The organism is Ruegeria sp. CDSC045, assembly GCF_059610725.1.
Window position 1 is genome coordinate 110,015 of record NZ_JBXWOE010000009.1, and the last position, 23,819, is coordinate 133,833.

The window sequence follows — 23,819 nt, forward strand, 5'->3', positions numbered from 1 at the left end:
GGTCACGACAATCAGGGGCTTGAATCTGATCTTGCTCAACACGGTATTTCAACTCCAAACGCGCCAGCCGTTTTGTGAGTGGGGCTGGACGCTCAATCAATAATGCCTGCGGCCATTTTGCGGCTCAATCTGTCGTCACATAAAGGTTTTGGGCCCATTTTGAAACAGTTCGCGTTTAACCCGGCCGACTGCATCTGGTAAAGTGACACAAGTTCAACACCTCGGGATAAGAGAAGTTACGCTTAATACGCCACTGACCGCAGTTTTACTGGTTTCACACTTTTCCAGCCGAACGATCCCGGATAGCGTCCCGCCGAGTCTATATCAGGTGAGGATCAACAGATGAGTATCGCAGCAAAACTGGAAAGCTTGGGAATCAGTCTGCCGGACGGGCCGGCGCCCGCCGCCAACTATGTGCCTTTCGTGCGGGTCGGCAATATCGTCTACGTTTCAGGACAGATTTCCAAGGATGCGGAACTGATCACCGGCAAGCTGGGTGATAACATGGATGTTGCAGCCGGTGCTGCGGCTGCCAAGGTCTGCGCGATCAATCTTCTGGCGCAGGTCAAGGCTGCTTGCGGTGGCGATATAGAAAAGCTGGTGCGTGTGATCAAACTGACAGGGTTCGTGAATTCAACCGCCGATTTCACCGACCAGCCGCAGGTGATCAATGGTGCGTCGGACTTTCTGGTCGAGGCGCTGGGCGAGGCTGGTCGCCATTCGCGCTCGGCCGTGAGTGCAGCGTCGTTGCCGTTGGGCGTCGCGGTTGAGATCGAAGGCATCTTCGAGATCGCATGACCCCGGTACTGCCCGCTACGTTCCTACAGGCCCCGATCACGCATCGGGCCCTGCACGACAAATTGGACAACCGCCCGGAAAACAGCCGGGCGGCGGTTCGTGCCGCTGTTAAGGCCGGTTACGGGATTGAGATTGATCTGCAGTTGAGCGCCGACAACCGGGCTTTGGTCTTTCACGACTATGACCTGGGGCGACTGACCGGGCGACCGGGGCCAGTTCGGCAGATTTCGGCGCAGGTAGCGTCCGAGACACAGCTGTTGCACGCTGATGACGGTATTCCGACACTGGATGATGTGCTGGAAATCGTGGCGGGCAAGGTGCCCCTGCTGATCGAGCTTAAGGATCAGGACGGTGTGATGGGCCCGAATGTGGGCCCGCTCGAGCGCGATACTGTACGAGCCCTTGAGGGTTATGAAGGTCCGGTGGCGCTGATGTCGTTCAACCCCAATTCGGTGGCTGAACTGGCGCGGTTGGCGCCGCATTTGCCCAGGGGGATCACGACCTGTTCGTATCAGCCCAAAGTCGAACTTTTGCCTGCGGCGGTGTGCGATTACCTGCGGGACATCCCGGATTTCGCAAGGGTCGGGGCCAGTTTCATCAGCCACGAAGCCGAAGACCTGTCCCGCCCAAGGGTTGCCGAGCTGAAGGCGCAGGGTGTTCCGGTCCTGTGCTGGACCGTTCGCTCGGCTGCGCAAGAGGCCGAGGCCCGCAAGATTGCCGATAATGTGACTTTCGAAGGGTACTTAGCCGCGCATCCGGGTTGAACCGCGCCCCTTCCGTCACAGATAAAGATGAAATGCAGAGGGCACATGGATCAGGCACAAATCGAGGTTCGGGTACTTGGATCGCTCTCGCAGATTATTGCGGCAGAGTGGGACAGCTGTGCCTGCCCCGAGGCTGCGGATGGGGGCCGTCCGCTTGATCCCTTTACCACTCATCGCTTTCTTTTGGCTTTGGAGGAAAGCGGGTCGGTCGGGCCGGGTACCGGTTGGCAGCCGCAATACCTGACGGTTTATCTGGACGGAATGTTGATCGGGGCCGCCCCGATGTACGCAAAATCGCATAGTCAGGGTGAATATATCTTCGACCACAACTGGGCGCATGCCTATGAAAACGCCGGCGGGCGGTATTATCCCAAACTGCAGATTGCCGTGCCGTTCACCCCGGCCACCGGGCGCCGCTTTCTGCTGCGGCCGGGATATCAGGCGGTGGGCATGTCCGCCTTGGTGCAGGGGGCGGTGCAGCTGGCGGTGGATAATCAGGTATCGTCGGTCCATGCGACCTTTTGCACTGAAGATGAGGCGTTGGCGGGCGCGCAGATGGGCCTGATGCTGCGCCATTCCCAGCAATTTCACTGGCTGAACGACGGGTATGCGAATTTCGATGGATTTCTGGCCGCTTTGTCCTCGCGCAAACGCAAGAACATTCGCAAGGAACGCGCGCAGGCCTGCGCCTTTGGCGGTGAAATCCGCGCGTTGACCGGTGATGACCTGCGCCCTGAACATTGGGACGCGTTCTGGGAGTTCTATCAGGATACCGGCGCGCGGAAATGGGGCGCGCCTTATCTGACGCGGCAGTTCTTTGATATCGTTCAGGAAACCATGGCCGACGACATGGCATTGGTGCTGGCGGAACGCGGCGGCTATCCGATTGCGGGGGCGCTGAACTTTATCGGGCGTGAGACGCTGTATGGCCGCTACTGGGGCTGCGTCGAACATCATGCCTGCCTGCATTTCGAACTGTGCTATTATAGGGCAATCGACTTTGCCATTGCCCAAGGCCTGGCCAGGGTCGAGGCTGGGGCGCAGGGCGAACACAAGCTGGCGCGCGGCTATCTTCCCACGCGCACGCACAGCCTGCACTGGGTCAATGACCCCGGCTTTGCCGATGCGATCAAAAAATATCTGGACGCCGAGGCCCATGCAGTGGGAGAAGAAATCGAGATTCTGACTGATTATGGCCCGTTCAGAAAGTCGAACCCGGAGGAACACCAATGACCGAACTTCTGTCGACCGAGACCCGTGGCCCCTTGCTGGACCCGCTGTTCAAAAGCGGCTGGACCATGGTCAAGGACCGGGATGCGATCACCAAGACCTTTATGTTCGAGGACTTCGTCCACGCCTTTGGTTGGATGACCCAAGTGTCCATGTTTGCCGAGAAATGGAACCATCATCCCGAATGGTTCAATGTCTACCGCACGGTCGAGGTGACGCTGTCCACCCATGATGTCGGCGGGCTTTCGGCGCTGGACGCCAAGCTGGCCCGCAAGATGGACAGCCTGGTCTAACCGCTGTCACCGCGTGACCCGACACCTCCGGCAAGGCTGGCAACCTGACCCAGCCGCCTGAACTCGGCTGGGGTGACCAGGTTGTCACTAACGTCGATTTCGGCAGGTATCCGGGTAGTTCTGTTGCCGATCATGCGCACGGACCGTGCTGCGGGGTTGATGTCGAGACAACGCCGGTCATAGCAGGTCAGGCCATTGGTACTGATCTCTATCCTCGGTTGGCCATCAGGGCCGGTCACAATAGGGGCCTGCGGCACATCACATGCAGCAAGCAACCCCAACGCAAAAAGAGCACTCCATTTGGTCATTGCATACTCCTGTCTGGCCCAAGGCCGCAGAGCCTAGTCCAGTTGACCGTTGCTGTTCCGATCAGCAGAAATAAAATCTTCGGTCATATGCTGATCGTATTCCGTTCTTGAAATATTACTATCCCGGTCCCGGTCAACCTTTTGGAATTGCTTTATATCCAGAAACGGCTTGGCTTCATCCAGGCCCAATGTGCCGTTCTTGTCCTCATCCATCGTCTGGAACGCATAGTCGGAAAAGGCGTCGAACTCATCTTTCGACAGGAAGCCGTCATTATTGGTGTCGATGGCCTTAAGCTCATTCTCATGCAGCTCTGCCACGGTTTCGGCCGTTGCAGCACCCGCCAGGGACAATATCGACAGGACGATTGCGGTTTTCATCTTCATCCCTCTCAACATGCGAACCTCTGACCTTCAACGCCGCCGACCGCAGCACCCGCTGCCGTCAGGATGGTTTTCCCGGAACCGCCGCCAAACTGATTGCCGATGACACCGCCCAGCAAGGCACCACCCACTGTGCCGCTCAGGCAGGCGATCTCATGCTGTCGTGCGGCCTGTTGCTGCGGGGTAGGGGCCGGTCCACAAGCGCCAAGTGCGCCGGTCAGACCTAAAAGAAAGGTAAATGTCTTTAGGTTCATAAACAAACTCCCTGATGAATATGTACCAAGTATTCGCCCATCATGAGAGTGCCGCAAGTTAAATTGCGAAAATGGCCCCAGCAGCACTGGGGCCAGATCAGGTCAGATAACCTCTAACAGCCCTTCACCTGCGGAAATCTCGCAGACGCCGGGATTTTCCTCCAGGTTCATGGCGACCACTTTGCCGTCTTCGACCAGCATCGCATAGCGCTTGGACCTGCCGATCAGACCAACGGGCGGGGCGTCGAAATCCATCCCGATGGCTTTGGTGAATTCAGACGCCGCATCGGCCAACATGGTTAGGCCAGTCGCAGTTGCGCCGGTGGACTCGCCCCAGGCGCTCATGACAAAGGGGTCGTTGACCGAGATGCAGATGATTTCTTCCACGCCTTTTGCATCGAACTGGTCTTTGGTTCGCATAAAGCTTGGAACATGCGCCGTTGTGCACGTGCCGGTATAGGCGCCGGGCACGGCGAAAATGACAACCTTGCGCCCTTTGGTCTTGTCCGAAACGCGGACCTCTTCAGGGCCATTTGCCCCCATTTGGGTCAATGTGGCGTCGGGTAGAGTGTCACCTGTTGAAATCATTTTTTCGCTCCTGTCATTTGGATTTGCAGAGTCGGGCCTAGCCGCAATATAGGTGAGCTAACAAAAGTGACCACGGGAATTCGACAGGGTGAGGGGAATATGAGCCATATTGTCGTGATTGGCGCCGGCCAGGCAGGTGCTTCGCTTGTCGCCCGGCTGCGCAAAGATGGGTTCGACGGCGAGATTACTCTGATCGGCGCAGAGCCGCATTTGCCCTATCAGAGACCGCCTTTGTCCAAGGCCTATCTTCTGGGCGAGATGGGGCTAGAGCGCCTCTTCCTGCGCCCCGAAAACTTCTATACCGATAACAATATCACCCTGCGCCTTGGTCAGCGTGTGACCGGAATCGACCCTCAGGCCAAGACCGTGACGCTGGGTGATCAGGTTGTTGCTTACGACGAGCTGGCCCTGACCACCGGATCGGATCCGCGCCGCCTTCCAGCCGCTATTGGCGGCGATTTGGACGGGGTGCATGTGGTGCGTGATCTGTCCCATGTGGACGAAATGGAACCCTATGTGTCCGAAGGCGCGCGTGCGCTGATCGTGGGCGGAGGATATATCGGGCTTGAGGCCGCAGCCGTTTGCGCCAAGCGCGGGGTCAAGGTGACCCTGGTCGAAATGGCCGACCGCATTTTGCAACGGGTCGCCGCCCCCGAAACCAGTGACTATTTCCGAGCACTGCATTCCGAATATGGCGCCGATATCCGCGAAGGTGTCGGGTTGGACCGACTGCTGGGTGAAAACGGCAAGGTCACCGGCGCGGTGCTGACCGATGGAACAGAACTGGCGGTCGATTTCGTTGTTGTCGGCGTTGGCATCGCTCCTGCAACCCAACTGGCCGAGATGGCCGGGCTTGAGCTGGACAATGGCATCAAGACCGATGCGCATGGGCGCACCTCTGATCCGTCGATCTGGGCGGCGGGCGATTGCGCCTCATTCCCGCATGCTGGCGGGCGTATCCGTCTGGAAAGCGTGCCAAACGCGATTGATCAGGCCGAGATTGTTGCCCAGAACATGTTGGGCGCGGCAAAGGGTTATACTGCGACCCCGTGGTTCTGGTCGGATCAGTATGACGTCAAACTGCAGATCGCGGGCCTGAACACCGGGTATGACCGGGTGGTGACCCGCAAAGGTGACGGGCAGACCGTGTCCTTCTGGTACTATAAGGGCGATCAGCTGATCGCGGTCGACGCGATGAACGACCCGCGTGCCTATATGGTTGGTAAGCGTCTGATTGAAAGCGGAAAAACAGCTGATCCTGCTATTGTGGCCGACCCGGATGCGGACCTGAAACCGCTGCTCAGAGCGTGAGGATCATCTCCGGAGCCTTCCGAGGTCGGGCTTTGGCCTCGGTCGGCAAGGGGGACGCCGGCGCGCATCTGCGCCCGACCACAGACCGGGTACGCGAAAGCCTGTTCAACGTACTGGCCCATCAGATTGATTTTGACGGGCTGCGCGTGTTGGACCTGTTCGCAGGCACCGGTGCGCTGGGGCTTGAGGCCTTGTCGCGCGGTGCGGCACATGTGAGCTTTGTCGATGATGGCCGCGTGTCACAGGGCCTGATCCGCAAGAATATCGACCTGACCCGCAGCTCTGACTGTACCGAGCTGATCCGTCGCGACGCAACGCGGCTGGGGGCCAATCCCGACGCGCCTTATGACCTGATCTTCCTGGACCCGCCCTATGGCAAATCCCTTGGGCAAAAGGCGATTGCGGCTCTTTCTGACGGCTGGTTCGCACAAGGCGCCCTTGTCGTCTGGGAGGAAAACGCGCCCATGCAGCCGCCCGACGGGTTCGTGTTGCATAACAGCCGCAAATATGGCGACACGCATATCACCCTGATGTGGAATGGCGATCCGGATGCATGATCTGGTGATCTTTGATTGCGACGGAGTCCTGGTCGACAGTGAGCCGCTGTCCAATCAGGTACTGGTCGACAATCTTGCCCGTTATGGCCTGAACCTGACAATCGAAGACAGTATGAAGCTGTTCGTTGGGGGCACCATGACCGGGGTGCGGGACAAAGCCCGGGCGCTGGGCGCGGAGCTGCCCACAGGCTGGGTTGATGAGGTCTATGCGGAAACCTATGACCGGCTCCGACTTGGCGTGCAGCTGATGCCCGGCGTGGCGGACCTGCTGGCGGTTCTCGAGGCAAACGGGCTGCCCTTCTGTGTCGCCTCGAACGGCAGCCCGGACAAGATGCAGATCACTTTGGGTCAGAACGGGTTATGGGATCGGTTTCGCGATGTCGCCTTTTCGGCCCATGTCCTGAGAACGGCCAAGCCGGACCCGACATTGTTTCTGACTGCGGCTGAACGCTTCAACGCGTCAAACCCTCTGGTGATCGAGGACAGCCTCAGCGGCGTGACCGCAGCAAGCAGGGCACATATGCGCTGTTTGGCCTATGCACCGCATGGTGGCGGTAAAAAACTGGCCGCTGCGGGGGGCGAAGTCTTCTCTGACATGGCGCAGGTTCCGGCGCTTTTGGGGATTTGACCCGGTCATGTTACCCTGCGGGGCATGGACCGTGCACTGACCCCGTCGAATTGGTCACTTCCGCAAGAGGCTGACACCGCAACCGATCCCCAGCGCACGCCTCTGCGCGCGCCGGTTTTCATCCATGATGCGGTCACGCCATGGGGGCAGGAAACCCTGCTGCTAAAGCTGCTACGGGATCAGGCGGCGGATCAGGAAGAATAGGTCGGGTGGTACTTGCCGCCTGGCGACAGGGTAAAGATCTCGACCCCATCTGCCGTTACACCGACCGAGTGCTCAAACTGTGCCGACAGTGACTTGTCGCGCGTCACGGCGGTCCAGTCATCGGCCAACGTCTTGGTCTCGGGGCGGCCCAGATTGACCATCGGCTCGATGGTAAAGAACATGCCCTCTTCCAGAACCGCACCAGTGCCCGGACGGCCATAGTGCAGAACGTTTGGCGGTGCATGGAAGACCCGGCCCAGCCCGTGGCCGCAAAAATCGCGGACTACGCTCATCCGGTGTGCCTCGACAAATGATTGAATCGCGTGGCCGATATCGCCGAACGTGTTGCCGGGTTTGACCATCTCGATGCCCTTGAACAGGGCATCATGAGTGATCTGGATCAACCGTTCGGCTTTGCGTGGCAGCTTTCCCGCTACATACATGCGCGAAGTATCCCCGAACCAGCCGTCGACAATAACGGTCACGTCGATATTCAGGATATCGCCATCCTTCAGCTTTTTGTCGCCGGGAATGCCGTGGCAGACCACATGATTGACGCTGATACAGCTGGCATGCTGATAGCCCTTATATCCAATCGTGGCCGAAGTTGCGCCCGCATCCTCGACCATCTGCGTGATGAGCCCGTCAATCGCGCCAGTGGTCTGGCCGACGAACACATGATCGGCAATATCATCCAATATCCGCGCAGCCAAAGCCCCTGCCGCCTGCATGCCGGCAAAGTCACCCTGTTCATAGATACGGATACCGTCCTTGGTCAGACGGCCACGATGTTCTTTCATCGATGCGAGGCTCCAAATATTTCGCGCAGCACCCTTTTTACGCTGCTTGTGCAGAAAGTACCAGAGGGCGCACGGTCGCGGGTTAAGATGGGGATCAATGCCGTGGCTTCAAGGATTGGTCGGATCGCCTTTGTTGGGCGCGTGCTTTTTCAGAGCACATTGCCCAGTCAGAGGGGGTGCTAATGTCGGTTTGGTGGACAAACCGGACATTGAGGTCATGTCAGGTTTTGAATAGCTTTGGGCAACTGGCAACCTAAAGGAGGACTCTGCATTGCGCGAAGCAATCTCAATCTCGCTTTTGCTCCTGTTGCTCGGTTGTGCCTCACCATCATCTGAAAACGAAGTCGTTGAAGCATTCTTCCCATTTGCCGACCGACCAACGGAACAGGTCACGTTGCAACACGATGTTCAGATAGTGAAGGGATCTGTTTTTCACTTCGAGCAAGACGGTTCTAGAGTTATTTATCATTTCGCTCCAGTCGCCACTACATTAGACAGAAATACCTATGTTGTTTCAGTATCTTCTGTTCTGGACATCGCTGACTTCATGAGCGGCGACTTCGATGCGGAAAGCGATGTTCGCGCCGTGATAGCCGCAGCGCAAGCCTATTGTGAACAAACGGGCTATATACGCCAAGGTAGTGACGCTATCATTTGGGTCGGTGAAAATTCATCATCTCTTGTTGAATTCTGTATTCCGAAAGGCATTGAGTTACCCCCCTTCTACAAAGCAGGTGATCGGGTACCAAGAGGGCAATAAGTAAAAGGCCGTTGCTTTTTGGGGCCAAAATCCAGCCATTCGGTGCGATGCTCCCAACTAGCTAAGGGCTCAAACTACCCCTTCAACGCTTCTGCATGAACGATAGTTTTTCGGCTAAGTTCACCCAGACCCCCTCAGCCGAAACCCGCGTGCCGTAGACCAGTTTCTCGACACCCCTAGCTGCGCCGCCTCGAACGCCGCTGCATAGGTCGGGTCGATATCTGCGGCCATGGCAATTCGCCCACAATCGCCGTTTTGCCATTCCACAACCTGAGCGATGATCCAGAACAGTTTTTTCAGTGATGATATTACAGAAGACATCATCACAGGATTGTCGCGCTTTCGCACGCTTCAGTTGGTCTCAAGGAACGCCTCTTTTCGCTTCCGAGGCAAGGAAGCCGATCCAGCTGAAATTGCAGCGACTTTGGGCGCGGATTATCTTGTCGAAGGTAGTGTGCGAAAAGCAGGGAGCCGGGTCAGAGTTTCGGTGCAGCTCTCCGACTCAATTTCGGGATCGCAGTTGTGGTCGGATCGAAATGATCGTGAATTAGAGGATATTTTTGAGGTTCAAGACGATGTGACACGAAGCATCGTGGCGGTCCTCCCCGGGCGGGTTCAGCACGATGTTGACGATCGTTCGACCCGAAAGCCAGAAAATGAAATGAAGGCTTTCGAGCTAATGCTAAAGGGCAAAGCCCTTCGCGAGGGCCTGAATGCCCGAGATACGGCAAAGGCACGGGCCCTGCTAGAACAGGCGGTAGCCCTCGACCCGACAATCGCGCGATCGTTCATGTACCTTTCAGATACCTATGTCATTGATATTTGGCTAGAGTTAGCGGTTACCGTAGCAACCAACCATGTATTGCACATTGCTCGAAAGGGGACGGCACTGGACAACCGGGATGTCTACATCCAGGACCAACTCGGTTTCGCCTATTTGTGCGCAGGCCTTTGGCAAGAGGCTGAGACCCAGTTTGAAAAAACGTTGTCTTTGATCGAAAACGAGGCAGAGTCCATGGCTTGGTGCGGATACGCCTTTCTTTTGCTCGGGTGGCATGAGAAGGCGCGTGACGTCGTATCTGAGGCAATGCAGTTGGATCCTTTGCTCTCCCCCCCCGGCCATCGATTGGATTATGGGACAGATACAATTCTTCTGCGAAGACTTCTAAGCGGCACTCGGTTTGTTGATGGGAGAGGCTCGGCTCAATTCCTTGGCGACGGCATTCGTGGCGGCCTCCTACGCAAAGCTTGATCGTCAGGCAGAGGCCGAAGCAGCCCTCGTTGATTTTTACAGCCGAACGTCGCGACGAACTCATGAGCCGAGGTATCCGAGTGAATGAAGAAACCGTTTCTACTCTCACTCATGGGTTTCAGACGATGTGGCGGCAACCAGATGATTTCGAACACCTTGCTGCTGGCCTACGCGCAGCCGGTTTGCCCAGTTGAAGTTAAGTATAGAAATTGCTTTCGACTTTGTAGGGCTGGACCAGACCTCGGAGGCAGAAGGAAATTCGGGGTTCAGTCACATTTACTTGGATGAGGACGGCCTAGAGCAGCCACTCGATCCGGCCCTGTCATGCTGCGTCGCAGCCCGCCATTGCCACCGTTGATACATGGCGCAACATTCACAAAGGATCAGTTTTGTTGTTGGGGCAAACCAATCCCTGATGCGTTTCTACTTAAGGGTATGATCGGATTGATTTGATTCCAGTTGCCTAACATCATGTCCAAGCCTGAACTCGGTGGTATCAATCCGGTTGCAAACCTAATATGCCTGCCTGCAACCAAGAGAGGACACCCAATGCCTAAATCCAAAAAGCCCAAGGCGAGGCGCCCGGGTGCAAACCCTGTCAAGAAGCCTGCTTGGCATCAAGCGCTCAATGGTACTGCCGGACAACATGGGGAGCGGCCTACCAAAACAGGCAAAAAGGCACAGAACAAATCGGCTTAGGCAAATAGCCAATTTCGCCAAATCCATCCTTCGCAATGCTAGCGGCGTTAGCTTCTTTTTCTTACTATCAAATATGTAGTGGATTGCTTTCGACCGTGAAGTTTCTCGCAGAGCGCGTGTTCCCTAGAAGTCGTCGTATCGAGCCGCACCGACAGCTCAACACACTTCTAAAGGAACAACACAATGACCACGCAACCCCAAGACAAGCCCGTTTCAAATGGCGTAAATACCGAGGCCCTGATCGGGGCACGGGGCGCATTTGCCGAGATGCCAAAAGCTGCGTCCTTCACATTCCGCAGCACTTGCGACTGGGTCGACGGCAGTGAAAGCCGCAACACCATCAATGGCTATTTTGGCCTGGGTGAAGAACACACACGCAAAGAAACTTTTTCAATTTGCTCGGACCATCCAGAAGTTTTCGCTGCTCGTGACAGCGCGCCGACCCCCCCGGAAATCGCATTGTCCGCATTGGCGAGCTGCCTAACCGGTGGCATCGCTGCAGTTGCGCAACATCGGGGCATCCAACTGCATGACGTACAATGCGTTGTCGAGGGTGATATGGATATGCGCGGGATATTGGGCATGGACCCCGACATTCGCAACGGCTTCAGTGCAGTCCGTGTGACCTTTGATATCGATGCTGACGCAAGCGACGATGACATTCGCGCTTTGGTCGCACAGTCACAAAAACGATCCACTGTTTTTGATCTTATGACCAATCCGACCAACGTACATGTGGTCGTCGCCTAGGCCGCGATTGCTACAGGAGCGAGCGTCATGCGACATATTTCGACTGTCATCATTGGCGCCGGGCAAGCCGGGCTCGCAATGAGCAAGTGTCTTTCGGACCGTTCCGTTGCGCATGTTGTGGTGGAGCGGGGCGAGGTGGCGCAGTCCTGGATGAAAGACAGGTGGGACAGCCTGCGGCTGCTTACTCCAAATTGGCAGTCAAGGTTGCCGGGGTATGGGTATAAAGGACCTGATCCGGACGGGTATATGAACATGCCCCAGATCACTGGTTATCTGCGTGACTATGTCCATGCGATCGATGCCCCGGTCGAAGAGCACACAGCTGTTCATTCTGTGACCTTTCATGGGAACAACTATTTGGTTCGCACCAACAAGGGCGATTGGATCTGCGACCATGTCGTTGTCGCCAGTGGGGCTTGCGCACGGCCTAAACTGCCTCAGTTGGCGGGCGCTGTTCCGGAAGGCGTCACGCAGCTGTCGCTCGGAACGTATAAATCGCCTGATCAAGTTGCAAAGGGCGGTGTGTTGGTGGTTGGAGGGTCAGCCAGCGGCGTGCAGATTGCCGCTGAACTCTGCAAAGCGGGGCATGCTGTGACCCTTGCCGTTGGGGCGCATATCCGTGCGCCGCGGCGTTATCGTGGGCGGGATATTCAATGGTGGATGGATCGTAGCGGCATTCTGGACGTCCGCGTCAAGGATGTGGACGATATCGAACGCGCCCGCCGCGTGCCCTCGTTCCAACTGATGGGTGATTCTGGAATAGGCTCCATTGACCTGAATACGCTTCAGGCGATGGGGGTTGCAGTAACGGGTCGACTGGTCGGCATTCAAAACGGTATGGCGCAGTTTTCCGGCTCAGTTGCCAATCACTGTGCCATGTCGGACTTGAAGATCGGCCGCCTTCTTAAGCATTTCGACGACTGGGCCGAACGCGTGAACATTACAGGCCTTCCCGAGGCGCAGCTGTTGCCCCCGACGTTATTGTCCAACCCGCCACACCTCATGTCCAATCTGAGAAACGGAGCGATCTGCACCATCATCTGGGCAACGGGTTATTCCCCCGAATTCAGTTGGCTGAAGCTTCCTGTGTTCGACCGGAAAAGCATTTTGGTCCACGATCAGGGCATCGTTGCACCCGGTCTATACGTCCTGGGATTGCCCTTCATGCGGCGTCGGAAGTCGGCGTTGATTGATGGCGTGGGCGGTGATGCGCAGGTCCTTTCCGATCACCTTATTGCCAATCGAAACCGCCACGCGGCTTGAAGGAGTTCAATCATGAACAAGGCGATCAAAACCCGCGCAATTTCGACGGCGTTTACAGATCTGGTTGCGGTTGATCACCCTATCGCGCTGGCCCCCATGGCCGGCGCCGTGGAAAGCGACTTGGCTGCTGCTGTTGGCAATGCAGGCGGCTATCCGATCATGCCCTTCTCGTGGAGCAGCAGAGAGACTATTGAGGCTGAACTTACAAACCTGCGGGCAAAGACCGGCGCGCCATTTGCCGTAAACCTTTGCCTCGACATGCCGCAAGAAGCCCGATTAGAGCTTTGCCTATCGCATCGCCCTCATGCTGTGCATTTCTTCTGGGGGGATGCAGCGCCCTTCGTAAAACAAGTGCATGCCAGCGGGGCATTGGTAATCCAAACCGTCTCGTCTGCGAATGAGGCAAAACGCGCCGTTGATGCGGGCGTTGATGTATTGGTCGCGCAGGGTTGGGAAGCAGGAGGGCATGTTCGTGGGACCGTTGCGACCCTGCCGCTGATCCCGGCCGTCGTGGATGTGGCAGGATCGGTGCCAGTTCTGGCGGCCGGAGGTATCTCGGACGGGCGCGGGTTGGCTGCGGTCCTCTGTTTGGGGGCCAGCGGCGTTGTCATGGGAACTCGTTTTCTGGCAACCCCAGAAAGTGCGGCGCATTCCGAATACATCGCACAGCTATTAGCAGCCCAGCATTCAGATACAGTCCATGAGACCGATCTTTACAATGTTGGATGGTCAAATGCTGCACATCGCGTGCTGCGTAACGCCGTAGCGGATCGTTGGCTAGCAGAGGGCCGCCCCGGCAATCGGGCACGTCACCGGTCCGGTGAAACGGTTGCAATGCGAGGCATCGCACCAATCAAGGCCTATCAATCCACGACACCCCATCATTCGATGACCGGTGAGATTGAAGCGTTATCGATGTGGGCAGGTCAAAGCGTTGGCCTGGTGAACAGCACTGAACCCGCTGGAACGATTATCGACAGTATTACGGCACAGGCCGGCGCTGCGCTAAGATTGTCCTAACGTGCCGCCAAAATCTCTTCGGCATTCGGCAAGCTTGCAAAAATGCAATCGGAAAGCCAGCTTGATATATTACGTGTCAGAGCCGCCGGTCCGATGATCTCCATCGCGCCAGAGGCTTTGGCAGCCTTATAGGTCGTGTGACCCAACCATGCATCCGCCATCGCGCGCACCTTGGTTGTGATGAATACGTCCACGTCCAGACCGGGGTCGGTTGTGCAGACATCAACATTGCCACCTTCAACCGTGATCCACCATTTCGGTTGCTCAGCGAAATCCGTAAACTGGAACAATACGACCGTTCTGCTGCCGGGCAGGTTCTCGGGAACAATACTTCGTTGAAGATAAAGCATCAAAAGCTCGACGTCGTAATCCGCGTCGCTCATAAACGCCTTTGACCATTCCATGCCCCAACTTCCAAGTGCCAGTAGGATTGGCTGCAGCTGCCGGCAGCTTGCGGTTGGTAGGTATTCGTGCCCCCGACCGCCTTGAATACGACGCTTATAGACAAGGTCATACTCCTCGAGCGTGACCAATCTGCGCGTCAAAAGCGTGGGAGAGATCGCGCCCAACCCACGCTGGAGCTCTGAAAAACGTGTGCTGCCCATCAACAGTTCGCGTACAATCAGCATGGTCCATTTTTCGCCCAAGATTTCAGTTGATTTGGCGATGGGGCACCATTGGCCATAGCTGTGCGACATCAAAGTTACTCCAGAAAGTGTAGTAAGGCACTCCAATCGGTATAGTGCTTTGCTCCAATCTGTAAAGCATCGCGTAGGGACGCCGTCAGATAGATCTCATGACATCAAGCAGCCCAACTGCGGATCTGCAAAACAGAGAGTGCTTATGACCCTATCCATACACACGCCCCAGACAGCGGCCCCACAATCACGTCCGATATTCAACGCGATCACGCAGGCACGTGGCTTTGTTCCTAACGTTTATGCCGTCTATGGCGGTCTTCCTGATGCGATGACCGGGTTTGCCGGGCTGACCGGCGCCTTTGGGAACAGCAGCCTGTCGCCCGCCGAACGCGAGGTGATCCAACTTGCGGTTAGCGTGGCCAACAAGTGCCGCTACTGCGTCGCAGGTCACACAGCTTTTGCTGCTGATGCCGAACTGAGTGACAGCCATGTTCAAGCGATGCGTGCGGGGCGCGACCCTGAAGACGATCGTCTTGGTGCTCTGGCACGGTTTGCCCGGAAACTCACAACAGACCGTGGTCGTGACTGCACCGAAGAATACGCGGGATTTTTGGCGGCGGGGTATCACCCAGAGCAGGCGCTGGAGGTAATCATAGGCGTTGCAAACAAGACGCTAAGCAACATGACAGCCAACTTACTGGACCTGCCGCTAGACGCGGAATTTGCGCCCTATGCATGGACTCCTAAGGCAGACGCAGCATGAGCCCCGAAAGCCGCGCGAAGGGATTAAAGATCGCCTTGGCCCTGTTTGGGACCATCTGTTTTCTGATCTATCCACTGGCCGTTATCTGGCCTTCGGGGTGGGTCTGGCATGGTGGCGGAGGTCAGCACTATTTCCAGATGATCTGCGGTATTTACGCGGTTCTGGGATGGTTCCTGATCCGGGCATCCTCAGCCCCGCAAAACCATATGAGTCTGATCAGTTTTGCCATCTGGTCCAGTATCGTCCACGCAGCGATTATGGCCGCTCAAGTCAGCCGGGACCATATGGAGATCGGTCATTTGGTGGGCGATATCCCAGCCCTGATCATTATGGCTGCGGTGCTTTGGTATCTGTCGCCACGCCGATCAGAGACACCCAGAACCAGCGAAGGAACACCCAAATGAAAACCGCAGCTCTGCAGCGCGTGGCCGTCAAGACCGCCCAGACACCCGCTGAAATCGCCGCCATACAAAACATGATGCGCGCCTTGGTTGATTGGTTGTTCGTGCGCCATCACGCCTATCGCGATCTTGTCGCTCGCTATTTCGACCCGATTGAATTTGAACGAGAGCTCTCAGACCTGCGTTGCATATATGGAGCGCCCACAGGAACGCTGTTAATCGCAACCATTGATAAGGAATTCGTTGGGTGTGTCGGACTGCGCGCACTCGATACAGAATATTGCGAAATGAAGCGCATGTTCGTCGTTCCGAAATTTCACGGGCAAGGCGTAGGTCAGGCTCTTGCAACGCATCTTACCCACTGCGCCCGCGAATTTGGGTACTCAAGAATGTATCTTGATACCGGCCCAGAACAAATCGAGGCACGAGGATTGTATCTAAAGCTCGGTTTTAAGCCGATCAAACCCTATTATGATGTCAGCGAGGAAATGGCGGATTGGCTAACCTTCATGGTCCTGCAACTCGACCCACAATGACTGGATCAAGGTTGGGGACTGATTATGACAGCACTGCGTGTAATGAAGCATTCCTCAGATACTCATGGAAGATATCTGCCTGGTCGTGACTGCTGACCCAATGATCGTACATTGTTGTCATTGCCGGATGTGCCAGCGGCAAACAGGCAGCGCATTCGCCGCAATCCCACTTCTTACGGCAGACAATGGGTGTTCAGATCAGGGAGGGCCAGCGCCCCGGTTTTCTTGCTCACGCAGAGAATCCCACGTTGCTAGAAGGTCGAATTCACAGGATGGGATCAAAGGGCCTTTTCAACGCTTCTGCATGAACGATTGGCTTTCGGTCACGTTTACCCAAACCCCTTCAGGCGATATCCGTGTGCCGTAGACCAGTTTCTCAACACCCCTAGCTTGGGCCGCCTCGAACGCCGCTGCATAGGTCGGGTCGATATCTGCGGCCAATGCAATTCGCTCACAATCGGTGCGCTGGACCAGATACAGCAGGATTGCGCGATGCCCCTGGTCCACCATAGCTGTCAGTTCCCCTAGATGTTTGGTTCCGCGCGCTGTGACGCTGTCGGGGAATTCGGCCAGACCAGGTTCGCGAGACAGGGTCACGCATTTGACCTCGACATAAGCGTCCTGAAGGCCCGGCTGGGTCAGCAGGAAATCAACGCGGCTGTTCTCGCCGTATTTCACCTCGGGGCGCACAGTTTCATAGATTGCCAGTTCGGGGATCTTCCGCGCGATCAATGCCGCGCGCAACGCCCGGTTCGGGACGGATGTATCCACGCCGGTGAAATGCCCGTTTTCGTGATCGACCAGCCGCCATCCGTATTTCAGCTTTTTCTTCGGGTCGTCATTGGGCTCCAACCATATTTTCTCGCCCGGTTCGGCCAGTCCCATCATCGAGCCGGGATTGGCGCAATGCGCTGTCACCTCGCGCCCGTCCTCAAGCCTGCAATCGGCTAGAAAGCGTTTATAGCGGCGGATCAGGTGGGCGGGGACAAGAGGGGTTTCAAATCGCATGCTTCAGGGCCTATACCTGCCGAAAGGGTCGATCAAGGGGGCGCAGGCCATGCAAAATCCAACCGCAGCCATGCTGGTGATCGGGGATGAAATCCTGTCGGGTCGCACCCGCGACGCAAACATGCATTATCTCGCGCAGGAGCTGACCAAGCAAGGGATCGACCTGAAAGAGGTCCGTGTGGTCAGCGATGACGCCGCTGCAATCGAAGCCGCCGTTCAGGCGTTGTCGGAAAATTTTGATCATGTCTTCACCAGCGGCGGGATTGGACCGACCCATGATGATATCACCGCCGATTGCATCGCCCGTGCCTTTGGCGCGCATATCGACATCCGCGACGATGCCCGCGCTTTGCTTGAAGCGCATTACGAGAAATCCGGGCTGGAACTGAACGCTGCCCGTTTGCGCATGGCGCGCATCCCTGATGGTGCCGCGCTGATCGACAATCCGGTTTCGACCGCGCCAGGCTTTACCATCGGCAATGTTCATGTGATGGCTGGAGTGCCCTCGGTCTTTCAGGCGATGGTAGCGAGTGTATTGCCGGGTCTGACCGGCGGTGTTCCTCTGCTGTCCCAGACCTTGCGGGTGGATCGCGGCGAAGGCGATATCGCCGCCCCCCTTGCGGCACTAGCAGCGGATTTTCAGGATCTGTCCATCGGGTGTTATCCGTTTCAGATCAACGGTGTGTTTGGCGCCAATGTGGTCATTCGCGGAACCGAAGGTGCCCGGATTGATGCAGCCTCAACCCGGTTGGCGAAAGAGCTTGGTCTGTGAGCGTTACCTGGCCTGACGTCGTCGAGGGTACATGGCCATCTGCGCAGCGCCAAAAGCTGGGGCCGTTTCTGGTGCGTCAGGGTCTGGGCGGCGGATCGCGGGTAAGTGCGGCCAATGCGCTGGGGCCGGTCTTGGATGACGATATCGCGGCGGCCGAGGTCGCAATGCAGGCACTGGGGCAAAAGCGCATCTTTTGCCTGTGGCCAGGGGACGAGGCGCTGGATACGCAGCTTGAAGGCCGGGGCTATTCCGTGTTGGATCCGGTCAATATTTACACCTGCCCGGTTGAACATCTGACTGATCTTCCGCTCCCCCGCGTAACGGTGTTCTCGATATGGGAGCCGCTGGCAATCATGCGTGAGATCTGGGCCGAGGGCGGGATTGGACCAGAGCGGCTGGCCGTGATGGAGCGAGCCCCGGGTCCAAAGACTGGCCTGCTGCTTCGAAATAGTGACCAACCTGCTGGTACCGGGTTTGTTGCGATGCACGGGGACGTGGCCATGGTCCACGCACTTGAGATTTTGCCCGCTCATCGCCGTCAGGGCCTTGGGCAATGGGCGATGCGCGCGGCTGCGCTCTGGGCACAGGATCAGGGCGCCGGGACGCTCAGCGTGATTTGCACCAAGGCGAATGCGGGTGCCAATGGCCTTTATCGCGCGCTTGGGATGGAGCTTGCCGGAGAATACCATTACCGTCAGCTGGCTGAAGGAGAGAACCCAAAGTGACCGATCTTACCCCACCCACCGCGCTGAACCTTCCGATGGTGGATCCGCTACCGCCGGAGACGCAGAAATATTTCGACATTTGCGTCGAAAAGCTGGGTTTTGTGCCCAACGTTCTGCGGGCCTATGCCTTTGACATCGACAAGCTGAACGCGTTCACCGCGATGTATAATGATCTGATGCTGGCGGATAGTGGGTTGTCCAAGCTTGAACGCGAGATGATCGCAGTGGTCGTGTCGGCAATAAACAAGTGTTTCTATTGCCTTGTCGCACATGGGGCGGCTGTCAGGCAGTTGTCGGGTGATCCGCAACTGGGCGAAATGCTGGTCATGAACTACCGGGTTGCGCCTTTGGATCAGCGGCAGCGTGCCATGCTGGATTTCGCGGCCAAAATGACCACCGAAAGCACTAAGATCGAAGAGCCCGACCGACAAATTCTGCGGGTTGCTGGGTTTAGCGACCGCGATATCTGGGACATTGCCAACGTGACCGGCTTTTTCAACATGTCGAACCGTGTTGCAAGCGCGACTGCGATGTCCCCCAACCCCGAGTATCACGCCCAATCAAGATGATCCGCCGTCTCGTTATATTCTTGTTGCTCATGGCATCACCTGTTGTCGGGCAGGAGCTGACGCTTCCTTCGGGTACGCGATTGGTCAGCGACCGCACAAGCCCGTTGGACAGTTATGACCTGCCCACTGGCCCCTATACCGACGGGACGGTACCGGCGCGCCGGGTTGAAGGACGTGTCGAGCGCTATACCTGGCGGCTGCAGGCCGGGGCGAGCACTACTTTACAGCTGCTGGCCCCTCTGAGGGAGCAGATCAAAGCCCAGGGGTTTGAGGTTCTCTTTGACTGCGAAGCCCGCAGCTGCGGCGGCTTCGATTTTCGCTTTGGAACCGAAGTTGTCCCCACGCCTGACATGTATGTGGCCATCCAGGACTATCGCTTTTTGTCCGCTGCCAAGGGCGACGAAGTCCTGAGCCTGTTGGTCAGCCGAAACCCGCCCGATGGCTATGTGCAGATGATCCGCGTGTCACCTGAAGGGGCCGAAGCCGCGCCTCCGTTGGTGATCGAAGAAGAGGTCGATCAGGCAAAGGGGCTGTTGGCAGAGCTTGCACAGGAGGGCCATGTGATTCTGGGTGATCTGCATTTTCGCACGGGCGAGATAACCCTGGGTGACGGGCCTTTCGGCTCTCTGAATGAGATTGCGCAGTATCTGTCGGACAATCCCGGAACGCGGCTGGCTCTGGTCGGGCACACGGATGATACTGGCGCACTCGAGGCCAACATATCGGTCAGCACCGGCCGGGCGCAGACCGTGCGCGCCCGGTTGATCGAGAAATACGGCGTGGCCTCCGACCGGGTCGAGGCGCGGGGGATCGGCTATCTGGCTCCGATCACCTCGAATGCAACGGCCGAAGGTCGCGATTTGAACCGCCGGGTCGAGGCGGTTCTGCTGATCAACTGATCCCTACATCACCCACCACAGGTACAGCGGCAGCCCGATCGTGATGTTGAATGGGAAGGACACACCCAGCGACAGGGTCAGATAGATCCCGGCCTCGGCCTTTGGCAGCGCGATCTTCATCGCCGCGGGCACAGCGATATACGAGGCGGATGCAGACAGGACCATGAACAGGAACAGGCTGCCTTCGGGCAGGCCGATCACCGCCCCGACCACCCAGGCCATCGCAGCGCCGATCAGGGGCATCAGCATTCCAAAGGCAAACAGACCCAGCGAGAGCTTGTCGCGGTTCTTGATCAGGCTGCGCCCCGCGGAAATGCCCATATCCAGCAGGAAAAGGCACAGGATGCCGGTGAAGGGTGTGACGATGAAGGGCGCAATCATCTGCATCCCTTCGCCACCCGTGACCGCGCCGATCAGGAAAGCCCCGGTCAGCAGGACAATCGACCCGTTTGCCAAAAGATCACGCCACAGCCCCTTGTCCTTGACGCCATTACTGCTGGTTTTATGCGCCAACCACAGGGCCGACAGGATGGCCGGAACCTCCATTGCGGCGGCAACAGCGACCATGAACCCATCATGGCTGAGCCCCACCAGATCCAGCAGGCTGATTGCGGTGACGAAAGTCACGATTGAGATTGACCCATAATGCCCGGCAACAGCCGCCGCATTCAACGCGTCCAGCCGTGTCATGACCCGGAGCAGGCCGAATGCCACAAGGGGGATGACAAATGACAGCGCCACCCCGCCCAGCAATGTCAGGAACAGGACTATATGGATGCCGTGCTCGGCCAGGCTGCTGCCGCCTTTGAAGCCGATGGCCAGCAGCAGATACAGCGACATGAACTTGGCCGCCCCAGCGGGGATCGACAGATCGCTGCGGGCAAAAGCCGCTAGCAGCCCGAGGACGAAGAAAAGGATGGTTGGGACCAGCAAGTTGCTGGAAAGGGTTTCGATTACGCTGGGCATTTTGGCTCCTGTCCCGATTTCACGGGCTAAGTGCCTTGCCTATATTTGTTATCCAAATATTATCTTTCTAAATTTTGGATAGTTTAAAGCTATGAAATGCGCCCAACACTAAGGCAACTGGAATATATCGTTACGGTCAGCCGACTGGGTCGATTTGGATTGGCAGCTGAGGTTCTGAATGTCAGCCAGCCCAGCCTCTCGGCGCAAATTGCCTCTGTAGAACAAGAACTTGGCCTGCGCATCTTTGATCGTAACCGGGGTGGTGTTCAGGTGACTGCCAAAGGCCAAGAGTTCATCGAGCGCGCCCAGAAGATCCTTGCCGATGTCCGGGATCTGCGCCACGCGATGAGCAGCGAGACACCGGTCTCAGGACGGCTAAGGCTGGGCGTGTTGCCCTCAATCGGGCCCTACCTGCTGCCTCAGGTCATCAAAAAGGTCCATCAAGACCGCCCCGGTCTGCGCATTGTCGTGCGCGAGGAAAACACGCGTGATCTGGAACAAGGGCTGAAATCCGGTCGGTTCGATCTGATCCTGTCCACGCCCGAGGACCATCCGAACACAATCCAGCAGCGCCTGTTCAACGAATCCCTGTGGATCGGGGTCGCTGTGGATGATGTGCTGGCGGGTGATACCCAGGGTGTCACCGCCCAGGATTTGCGCGACCGGCTGATCCTGACCCTGGACCAAAGCCACCGTCTGTCCCGGATCGTCTATGCGCTTGCGGCGGAATGCGGCGGGGTGGTGTCGGATGAATACGAGGGCACCACGCTTGATTCCATCGTGCTGATGGCAGCCTCGGGGGTTGGGGTTGCGGTGTTGCCGGACCTGTATGCAAGACGTCAGGGGATTTACCGCGATGAAGTCCATTTGCGCCCGTTGACCATAACAAATGCCAACCGCGATATCGCGCTTCTTTCCCGCAGAAAAGAAGCTGATCTGCCCGGACAGAATATCCTGATCCAATCCTTGCGTACGGTCGCGCAGAGTATGGGGCTGGCCGTGTTAAGCGACTAAAAAAATGGCCCACACAACATGTGCGGGCCGTTCAGTTTCCACCGGGAGAAATTAGAATTACCAGTCCATCGGGCCTTTTTCGTTGAAGGCATCGACAAGGAAATCAATGAATGCCCGCACCTTGGGCTGCGTAAAGCGGCCGGGCGGGTAGACGGCATAAACGCCTTGCACTTCATCGGGCAGCGACGGCATTGCGTCGACAACTTCGCCCGACTTCAGCGCCTCGGCATAGAGATAGCTGGGCAGATGCGCGATCCCAAGCCCCGAGACCGCAGCGTTCAACAAGGATTGCCCATCATTCACGCTGAGCCACCCGGCGGTGCGGACCTGACGTTTTTCACCCGAAGGTGCGGTCAGTTTCCACACATTGCCCGAAGACTGGCTGGAATAATGTAACAGCTTGTGTTCGTTCAGGTCGTCGATCTTTTGCGGACGCCCGAATTTCTCGATATAGGTGGGCGCGGCGACCATCCGCTTGACGGTTTCGGTCAGCTTGCGGGCGCGCAATGTACTGTCTTCCAGCTCACCAATCCGCACAGCAACGTCGAACCCTTCCGAGATCAGCTCAACATAGCGATTGTTCAGCACCATATTCACCGTGATGTCGGGATAGGCAGCTAGAAATCCTGACAGAACCGGAGAAAGGTGATTCACGCCGAAATCTGTCGCCACACTGATCCGCAGCAGACCAGAGGGGGCAGATTGCATCGAGGTGACCAGCGCATCAGCCTCGCCCGCGTCATTCAGAACGCGGCGGGCCCGGTCATAATAGGCCAGCCCGATTTCGGTTGGTGACACGCGGCGCGTCGTGCGGTTCAGCAGTCTTGCGCCCAGGCGTGCTTCCAGGCTGGAAACGTGCTTGGACACAGCCGATTTTGAGATGCCCATTTTCTTGGCCGCGTCGGTGAAACCGCCTTGGTCCACCACGTTGGCGAAGGCTTCCATTTCGGTCAGTCGGTCCATTCTTGTTCCCCAGGTGTAGGTTCTTTAACTGATCTTTACGTCAAATCTGGGCGGAAACAGGGCGGACATGGGATAATATCAGGGATTTGAATCGGATCGTTTGCGCTTGGGAAACTCTGAAACAGTGGTTTCCATATGGGCCACAAGCCTTTTGACAACGGGTATCCTCGATTTCGGGCCGAAACATGCTACCATGAGGATGGCAAATTTGTGACAACGGAGAAGATTATGAAAGCTGTTTTAGCTATTGCCGCAACCTGCCTGTCGGCGACATTTGCTCTGGCCGGGGGTGAAACACCATCAAACCCCGAAGCGCAGGTCTATTTTGTGAAATTGTCTGACGGCGACGTTGTCCAATCTCCGGTCACCGTGGTCTTTGGCCTCAGCGGCATGGGGGTCGCGCCGGCGGGTACTGAAAAGGAAAACACCGGGCATCATCATCTGCTGATCGACCGACCGCCTTTGGGGCAGGGAGAGGACGGTGCGGAGGAGTTGTCTTATGGTCTGCCCGCGGATGACAATCATATCCATTTTGGCGGCGGTCAGACCGAGGTGACGCTGGAAATGGCTGCAGGCGAACATACGCTTCAGCTAGTGCTGGGCGATGCAGGTCATGTACCGCATTCCACGCCCATCGTGTCTGAGGTGATTACGATAACCGTTGAATAAGCGATAAGGGACTTCTGCTGTTGGTATCCGGCG

The 23,819-nt window shown here is 57.0% G+C and carries 32 protein-coding genes; 23 read left to right on the top strand and 9 right to left on the bottom strand.

The window, feature by feature from the left end:
* The first annotated feature begins 342 nt into the window (after window positions 1-342).
* Genes AC2FH6_RS15705 through AC2FH6_RS15720 form a run of 4 tightly spaced genes read left to right on the top strand, consistent with a single transcriptional unit; the run spans window position 343 to window position 3,085 of the window.
* Window positions 343-798: a RidA family protein gene (locus AC2FH6_RS15705; RefSeq protein WP_142638661.1), complete on the top strand. Its 456-nt coding sequence runs from the start codon at window positions 343-345 to the stop codon at window positions 796-798.
* The gene (locus tag AC2FH6_RS15710; protein ID WP_142638663.1) at window positions 795-1,562 is read left to right on the top strand and encodes a glycerophosphodiester phosphodiesterase family protein; all 768 of its coding nucleotides are present in this window, start codon (window positions 795-797) and stop codon (window positions 1,560-1,562) included. Before AC2FH6_RS15705 ends, AC2FH6_RS15710 begins: the two co-directional genes overlap by 4 nt.
* A gap of 45 nt (window positions 1,563-1,607) precedes the next feature.
* Entirely contained in the window at window positions 1,608-2,795 is a 1,188-nt protein-coding gene (locus AC2FH6_RS15715) for a GNAT family N-acetyltransferase (protein ID WP_496703500.1), read from the top strand.
* A complete protein-coding gene (locus AC2FH6_RS15720) occupies window positions 2,792-3,085 on the top strand; it encodes a 4a-hydroxytetrahydrobiopterin dehydratase (RefSeq protein ID WP_142638667.1) in 294 nt (97 codons plus the stop codon). The genes AC2FH6_RS15715 and AC2FH6_RS15720 overlap by 4 nt, the downstream gene beginning before the upstream one ends.
* Here the strand turns inward: AC2FH6_RS15720 and AC2FH6_RS15725 are convergent.
* The 4 genes from AC2FH6_RS15725 to AC2FH6_RS15740 all read right to left on the bottom strand — a co-directional run bounded on the left by AC2FH6_RS15725 (window position 3,082) and on the right by AC2FH6_RS15740 (window position 4,616).
* Window positions 3,082-3,393, bottom strand: a complete 312-nt coding sequence (locus AC2FH6_RS15725; RefSeq protein WP_281973287.1) for a hypothetical protein — start codon at window positions 3,391-3,393, stop codon at window positions 3,082-3,084. The genes AC2FH6_RS15720 and AC2FH6_RS15725 overlap by 4 nt on opposite strands.
* 33 nt (window positions 3,394-3,426) lie before the next feature.
* On the bottom strand, window positions 3,427-3,771 hold the full coding sequence (locus AC2FH6_RS15730; RefSeq protein ID WP_496703503.1) for an EF-hand domain-containing protein: 345 nt from the start codon (window positions 3,769-3,771) through the stop codon (window positions 3,427-3,429).
* Between the two features lie 11 nt (window positions 3,772-3,782).
* Window positions 3,783-4,028 (bottom strand): glycine zipper 2TM domain-containing protein, encoded by a 246-nt coding sequence (locus AC2FH6_RS15735; protein ID WP_271952399.1) that lies wholly within the window; start codon window positions 4,026-4,028, stop codon window positions 3,783-3,785.
* Window positions 4,029-4,130: 102 nt separating this feature from the next.
* Window positions 4,131-4,616 carry a peroxiredoxin gene (locus tag AC2FH6_RS15740; RefSeq protein WP_142638675.1) on the bottom strand — a complete coding sequence of 162 codons (486 nt, stop codon included), beginning with the start codon at window positions 4,614-4,616 and terminating at the stop codon, window positions 4,131-4,133.
* A 99-nt stretch (window positions 4,617-4,715) separates the two neighbouring features.
* On the opposite strand from AC2FH6_RS15740, the gene AC2FH6_RS15745 reads away from it, so the two are divergent.
* The 4 genes from AC2FH6_RS15745 to AC2FH6_RS15760 are packed head-to-tail and all read left to right on the top strand — an operon-like array spanning window position 4,716 to window position 7,316.
* Entirely contained in the window at window positions 4,716-5,927 is a 1,212-nt protein-coding gene (locus AC2FH6_RS15745; RefSeq protein WP_496703504.1) for an NAD(P)/FAD-dependent oxidoreductase, read from the top strand.
* Window positions 5,924-6,484 carry a 16S rRNA (guanine(966)-N(2))-methyltransferase RsmD gene (gene rsmD / locus AC2FH6_RS15750; protein ID WP_496702536.1) on the top strand — a complete coding sequence of 187 codons (561 nt, stop codon included), beginning with the start codon at window positions 5,924-5,926 and terminating at the stop codon, window positions 6,482-6,484. The genes AC2FH6_RS15745 and rsmD overlap by 4 nt, the downstream gene beginning before the upstream one ends.
* Window positions 6,465-7,112 carry an HAD family hydrolase gene (locus AC2FH6_RS15755; protein WP_496678389.1) on the top strand — a complete coding sequence of 216 codons (648 nt, stop codon included), beginning with the start codon at window positions 6,465-6,467 and terminating at the stop codon, window positions 7,110-7,112. The genes rsmD and AC2FH6_RS15755 overlap by 20 nt, the downstream gene beginning before the upstream one ends.
* Before the next feature lie 24 nt (window positions 7,113-7,136).
* Window positions 7,137-7,316, top strand: a complete 180-nt coding sequence (locus AC2FH6_RS15760; RefSeq protein WP_496678387.1) for a hypothetical protein — start codon at window positions 7,137-7,139, stop codon at window positions 7,314-7,316.
* On the opposite strand, the gene map is transcribed toward AC2FH6_RS15760, so the two are convergent.
* A complete protein-coding gene (map, locus tag AC2FH6_RS15765; protein ID WP_271952408.1) occupies window positions 7,304-8,116 on the bottom strand; it encodes a type I methionyl aminopeptidase in 813 nt (270 codons plus the stop codon). The two genes, AC2FH6_RS15760 and map, sit on opposite strands and share 13 nt — an antisense overlap.
* Window positions 8,117-8,387: 271 nt before the next feature.
* Between map and AC2FH6_RS15770 the strand changes: the two genes are divergently transcribed.
* From AC2FH6_RS15770 to AC2FH6_RS15790, 5 genes are all read left to right on the top strand, one after another.
* Entirely contained in the window at window positions 8,388-8,876 is a 489-nt protein-coding gene (locus AC2FH6_RS15770; protein ID WP_496703506.1) for a hypothetical protein, read from the top strand.
* A gap of 277 nt (window positions 8,877-9,153) precedes the next feature.
* Window positions 9,154-10,128, top strand: a complete 975-nt coding sequence (locus tag AC2FH6_RS15775) for a hypothetical protein (protein WP_496703508.1) — start codon at window positions 9,154-9,156, stop codon at window positions 10,126-10,128.
* A gap of 882 nt (window positions 10,129-11,010) precedes the next feature.
* Entirely contained in the window at window positions 11,011-11,577 is a 567-nt protein-coding gene (locus AC2FH6_RS15780) for an OsmC family protein (RefSeq protein WP_496692757.1), read from the top strand.
* Window positions 11,578-11,604: 27 nt separating this feature from the next.
* Window positions 11,605-12,840 carry an NAD(P)-binding domain-containing protein gene (locus tag AC2FH6_RS15785; protein ID WP_496703510.1) on the top strand — a complete coding sequence of 412 codons (1,236 nt, stop codon included), beginning with the start codon at window positions 11,605-11,607 and terminating at the stop codon, window positions 12,838-12,840.
* 12 nt (window positions 12,841-12,852) lie between these two features.
* Window positions 12,853-13,860 (top strand): NAD(P)H-dependent flavin oxidoreductase, encoded by a 1,008-nt coding sequence (locus AC2FH6_RS15790; protein WP_496703512.1) that lies wholly within the window; start codon window positions 12,853-12,855, stop codon window positions 13,858-13,860.
* Here the strand turns inward: AC2FH6_RS15790 and AC2FH6_RS15795 are convergent.
* Window positions 13,857-14,558 (bottom strand): winged helix-turn-helix transcriptional regulator, encoded by a 702-nt coding sequence (locus AC2FH6_RS15795; protein ID WP_496703513.1) that lies wholly within the window; start codon window positions 14,556-14,558, stop codon window positions 13,857-13,859. The two genes, AC2FH6_RS15790 and AC2FH6_RS15795, sit on opposite strands and share 4 nt — an antisense overlap.
* 145 nt (window positions 14,559-14,703) lie before the next feature.
* Between AC2FH6_RS15795 and AC2FH6_RS15800 the strand changes: the two genes are divergently transcribed.
* From AC2FH6_RS15800 to AC2FH6_RS15815, 4 genes are all read left to right on the top strand, one after another.
* Window positions 14,704-15,264, top strand: coding sequence for a carboxymuconolactone decarboxylase family protein (locus AC2FH6_RS15800; RefSeq protein WP_496703515.1), 561 nt, complete (start codon window positions 14,704-14,706; stop codon window positions 15,262-15,264).
* Window positions 15,261-15,668 carry a DUF6632 domain-containing protein gene (locus AC2FH6_RS15805; protein ID WP_496692752.1) on the top strand — a complete coding sequence of 136 codons (408 nt, stop codon included), beginning with the start codon at window positions 15,261-15,263 and terminating at the stop codon, window positions 15,666-15,668. Before AC2FH6_RS15800 ends, AC2FH6_RS15805 begins: the two co-directional genes overlap by 4 nt.
* Entirely contained in the window at window positions 15,665-16,201 is a 537-nt protein-coding gene (locus tag AC2FH6_RS15810) for a GNAT family N-acetyltransferase (protein ID WP_496703517.1), read from the top strand. Before AC2FH6_RS15805 ends, AC2FH6_RS15810 begins: the two co-directional genes overlap by 4 nt.
* Before the next feature lie 64 nt (window positions 16,202-16,265).
* Window positions 16,266-16,568, top strand: coding sequence for a GFA family protein (locus AC2FH6_RS15815; protein WP_496697802.1), 303 nt, complete (start codon window positions 16,266-16,268; stop codon window positions 16,566-16,568).
* Here AC2FH6_RS15815 and sfsA read toward each other — a convergent pair.
* Window positions 16,493-17,209, bottom strand: coding sequence for a DNA/RNA nuclease SfsA (gene sfsA, locus AC2FH6_RS15820; RefSeq protein WP_496703519.1), 717 nt, complete (start codon window positions 17,207-17,209; stop codon window positions 16,493-16,495). The genes AC2FH6_RS15815 and sfsA overlap by 76 nt on opposite strands.
* 49 nt (window positions 17,210-17,258) lie before the next feature.
* Here sfsA and AC2FH6_RS15825 point away from each other — a divergent pair, with 49 nt between their 5' ends.
* From AC2FH6_RS15825 to AC2FH6_RS15840, 4 genes are read left to right on the top strand one after another with little or no spacing between them, the layout of a single operon-like run.
* Complete coding sequence (locus AC2FH6_RS15825) at window positions 17,259-17,981, top strand: competence/damage-inducible protein A (protein ID WP_496703584.1); 723 nt, start codon at window positions 17,259-17,261, stop codon at window positions 17,979-17,981.
* Window positions 17,978-18,706: a GNAT family N-acetyltransferase gene (locus tag AC2FH6_RS15830; RefSeq protein WP_496703521.1), complete on the top strand. Its 729-nt coding sequence runs from the start codon at window positions 17,978-17,980 to the stop codon at window positions 18,704-18,706. Before AC2FH6_RS15825 ends, AC2FH6_RS15830 begins: the two co-directional genes overlap by 4 nt.
* Window positions 18,703-19,275 (top strand): peroxidase-related enzyme, encoded by a 573-nt coding sequence (locus AC2FH6_RS15835; RefSeq protein ID WP_496697794.1) that lies wholly within the window; start codon window positions 18,703-18,705, stop codon window positions 19,273-19,275. The genes AC2FH6_RS15830 and AC2FH6_RS15835 overlap by 4 nt, the downstream gene beginning before the upstream one ends.
* Complete coding sequence (locus AC2FH6_RS15840) at window positions 19,272-20,174, top strand: OmpA family protein (protein WP_496703523.1); 903 nt, start codon at window positions 19,272-19,274, stop codon at window positions 20,172-20,174. The genes AC2FH6_RS15835 and AC2FH6_RS15840 overlap by 4 nt, the downstream gene beginning before the upstream one ends.
* Window positions 20,175-20,177: 3 nt before the next feature.
* On the opposite strand, the gene AC2FH6_RS15845 is transcribed toward AC2FH6_RS15840, so the two are convergent.
* Window positions 20,178-21,140, bottom strand: a complete 963-nt coding sequence (locus AC2FH6_RS15845; RefSeq protein ID WP_496679078.1) for a sodium-dependent bicarbonate transport family permease — start codon at window positions 21,138-21,140, stop codon at window positions 20,178-20,180.
* A 96-nt stretch (window positions 21,141-21,236) separates the two neighbouring features.
* Here AC2FH6_RS15845 and AC2FH6_RS15850 point away from each other — a divergent pair, with 96 nt between their 5' ends.
* Window positions 21,237-22,154 carry a hydrogen peroxide-inducible genes activator gene (locus AC2FH6_RS15850; RefSeq protein ID WP_496679081.1) on the top strand — a complete coding sequence of 306 codons (918 nt, stop codon included), beginning with the start codon at window positions 21,237-21,239 and terminating at the stop codon, window positions 22,152-22,154.
* Between the two features lie 57 nt (window positions 22,155-22,211).
* On the opposite strand, the gene AC2FH6_RS15855 is transcribed toward AC2FH6_RS15850, so the two are convergent.
* Entirely contained in the window at window positions 22,212-23,117 is a 906-nt protein-coding gene (locus tag AC2FH6_RS15855; RefSeq protein WP_271952071.1) for a LysR family transcriptional regulator, read from the bottom strand.
* 228 nt (window positions 23,118-23,345) lie between these two features.
* On the opposite strand from AC2FH6_RS15855, the gene AC2FH6_RS15860 reads away from it, so the two are divergent.
* Window positions 23,346-23,786, top strand: a complete 441-nt coding sequence (locus AC2FH6_RS15860; RefSeq protein WP_496703525.1) for a DUF4399 domain-containing protein — start codon at window positions 23,346-23,348, stop codon at window positions 23,784-23,786.
* The last annotated feature ends 33 nt before the right edge of the window (window positions 23,787-23,819 follow it).

Bases quoted from the DNA above. Each gene is read 5' to 3' on its own strand.
- sfsA (WP_496703519.1), bottom strand. From the start codon at position 17,209: ATGCGATTTGAAACCCCTCTTGTCCCCGCCCACCTGATCCGCCGCTAT.
- AC2FH6_RS15725 (WP_281973287.1), bottom strand. From the start codon at position 3,393: ATGACCAAATGGAGTGCTCTTTTTGCGTTGGGGTTGCTTGCTGCATGT.
- AC2FH6_RS15755 (WP_496678389.1), top strand. From the start codon at position 6,465: ATGGCGATCCGGATGCATGATCTGGTGATCTTTGATTGCGACGGAGTC.
- AC2FH6_RS15840 (WP_496703523.1), top strand. From the start codon at position 19,272: ATGATCCGCCGTCTCGTTATATTCTTGTTGCTCATGGCATCACCTGTT.
- AC2FH6_RS15825 (WP_496703584.1), top strand. From the start codon at position 17,259: ATGCAAAATCCAACCGCAGCCATGCTGGTGATCGGGGATGAAATCCTG.
- AC2FH6_RS15845 (WP_496679078.1), bottom strand. From the start codon at position 21,140: ATGCCCAGCGTAATCGAAACCCTTTCCAGCAACTTGCTGGTCCCAACC.
- AC2FH6_RS15715 (WP_496703500.1), top strand. From the start codon at position 1,608: ATGGATCAGGCACAAATCGAGGTTCGGGTACTTGGATCGCTCTCGCAG.
- AC2FH6_RS15805 (WP_496692752.1), top strand. From the start codon at position 15,261: ATGAGCCCCGAAAGCCGCGCGAAGGGATTAAAGATCGCCTTGGCCCTG.
- AC2FH6_RS15810 (WP_496703517.1), top strand. From the start codon at position 15,665: ATGAAAACCGCAGCTCTGCAGCGCGTGGCCGTCAAGACCGCCCAGACA.
- AC2FH6_RS15855 (WP_271952071.1), bottom strand. From the start codon at position 23,117: ATGGACCGACTGACCGAAATGGAAGCCTTCGCCAACGTGGTGGACCAA.
- AC2FH6_RS15795 (WP_496703513.1), bottom strand. From the start codon at position 14,558: ATGTCGCACAGCTATGGCCAATGGTGCCCCATCGCCAAATCAACTGAA.
- AC2FH6_RS15775 (WP_496703508.1), top strand. From the start codon at position 9,154: ATGATCCAGAACAGTTTTTTCAGTGATGATATTACAGAAGACATCATC.
- AC2FH6_RS15785 (WP_496703510.1), top strand. From the start codon at position 11,605: ATGCGACATATTTCGACTGTCATCATTGGCGCCGGGCAAGCCGGGCTC.
- AC2FH6_RS15780 (WP_496692757.1), top strand. From the start codon at position 11,011: ATGACCACGCAACCCCAAGACAAGCCCGTTTCAAATGGCGTAAATACC.
- map (WP_271952408.1), bottom strand. From the start codon at position 8,116: ATGAAAGAACATCGTGGCCGTCTGACCAAGGACGGTATCCGTATCTAT.
- AC2FH6_RS15730 (WP_496703503.1), bottom strand. From the start codon at position 3,771: ATGAAAACCGCAATCGTCCTGTCGATATTGTCCCTGGCGGGTGCTGCA.
- AC2FH6_RS15720 (WP_142638667.1), top strand. From the start codon at position 2,792: ATGACCGAACTTCTGTCGACCGAGACCCGTGGCCCCTTGCTGGACCCG.
- AC2FH6_RS15745 (WP_496703504.1), top strand. From the start codon at position 4,716: ATGAGCCATATTGTCGTGATTGGCGCCGGCCAGGCAGGTGCTTCGCTT.
- AC2FH6_RS15735 (WP_271952399.1), bottom strand. From the start codon at position 4,028: ATGAACCTAAAGACATTTACCTTTCTTTTAGGTCTGACCGGCGCACTT.
- AC2FH6_RS15705 (WP_142638661.1), top strand. From the start codon at position 343: ATGAGTATCGCAGCAAAACTGGAAAGCTTGGGAATCAGTCTGCCGGAC.
- AC2FH6_RS15710 (WP_142638663.1), top strand. From the start codon at position 795: ATGACCCCGGTACTGCCCGCTACGTTCCTACAGGCCCCGATCACGCAT.
- AC2FH6_RS15815 (WP_496697802.1), top strand. From the start codon at position 16,266: ATGGAAGATATCTGCCTGGTCGTGACTGCTGACCCAATGATCGTACAT.
- AC2FH6_RS15850 (WP_496679081.1), top strand. From the start codon at position 21,237: ATGCGCCCAACACTAAGGCAACTGGAATATATCGTTACGGTCAGCCGA.
- AC2FH6_RS15860 (WP_496703525.1), top strand. From the start codon at position 23,346: ATGAAAGCTGTTTTAGCTATTGCCGCAACCTGCCTGTCGGCGACATTT.
- AC2FH6_RS15740 (WP_142638675.1), bottom strand. From the start codon at position 4,616: ATGATTTCAACAGGTGACACTCTACCCGACGCCACATTGACCCAAATG.
- AC2FH6_RS15800 (WP_496703515.1), top strand. From the start codon at position 14,704: ATGACCCTATCCATACACACGCCCCAGACAGCGGCCCCACAATCACGT.
- AC2FH6_RS15790 (WP_496703512.1), top strand. From the start codon at position 12,853: ATGAACAAGGCGATCAAAACCCGCGCAATTTCGACGGCGTTTACAGAT.
- AC2FH6_RS15760 (WP_496678387.1), top strand. From the start codon at position 7,137: ATGGACCGTGCACTGACCCCGTCGAATTGGTCACTTCCGCAAGAGGCT.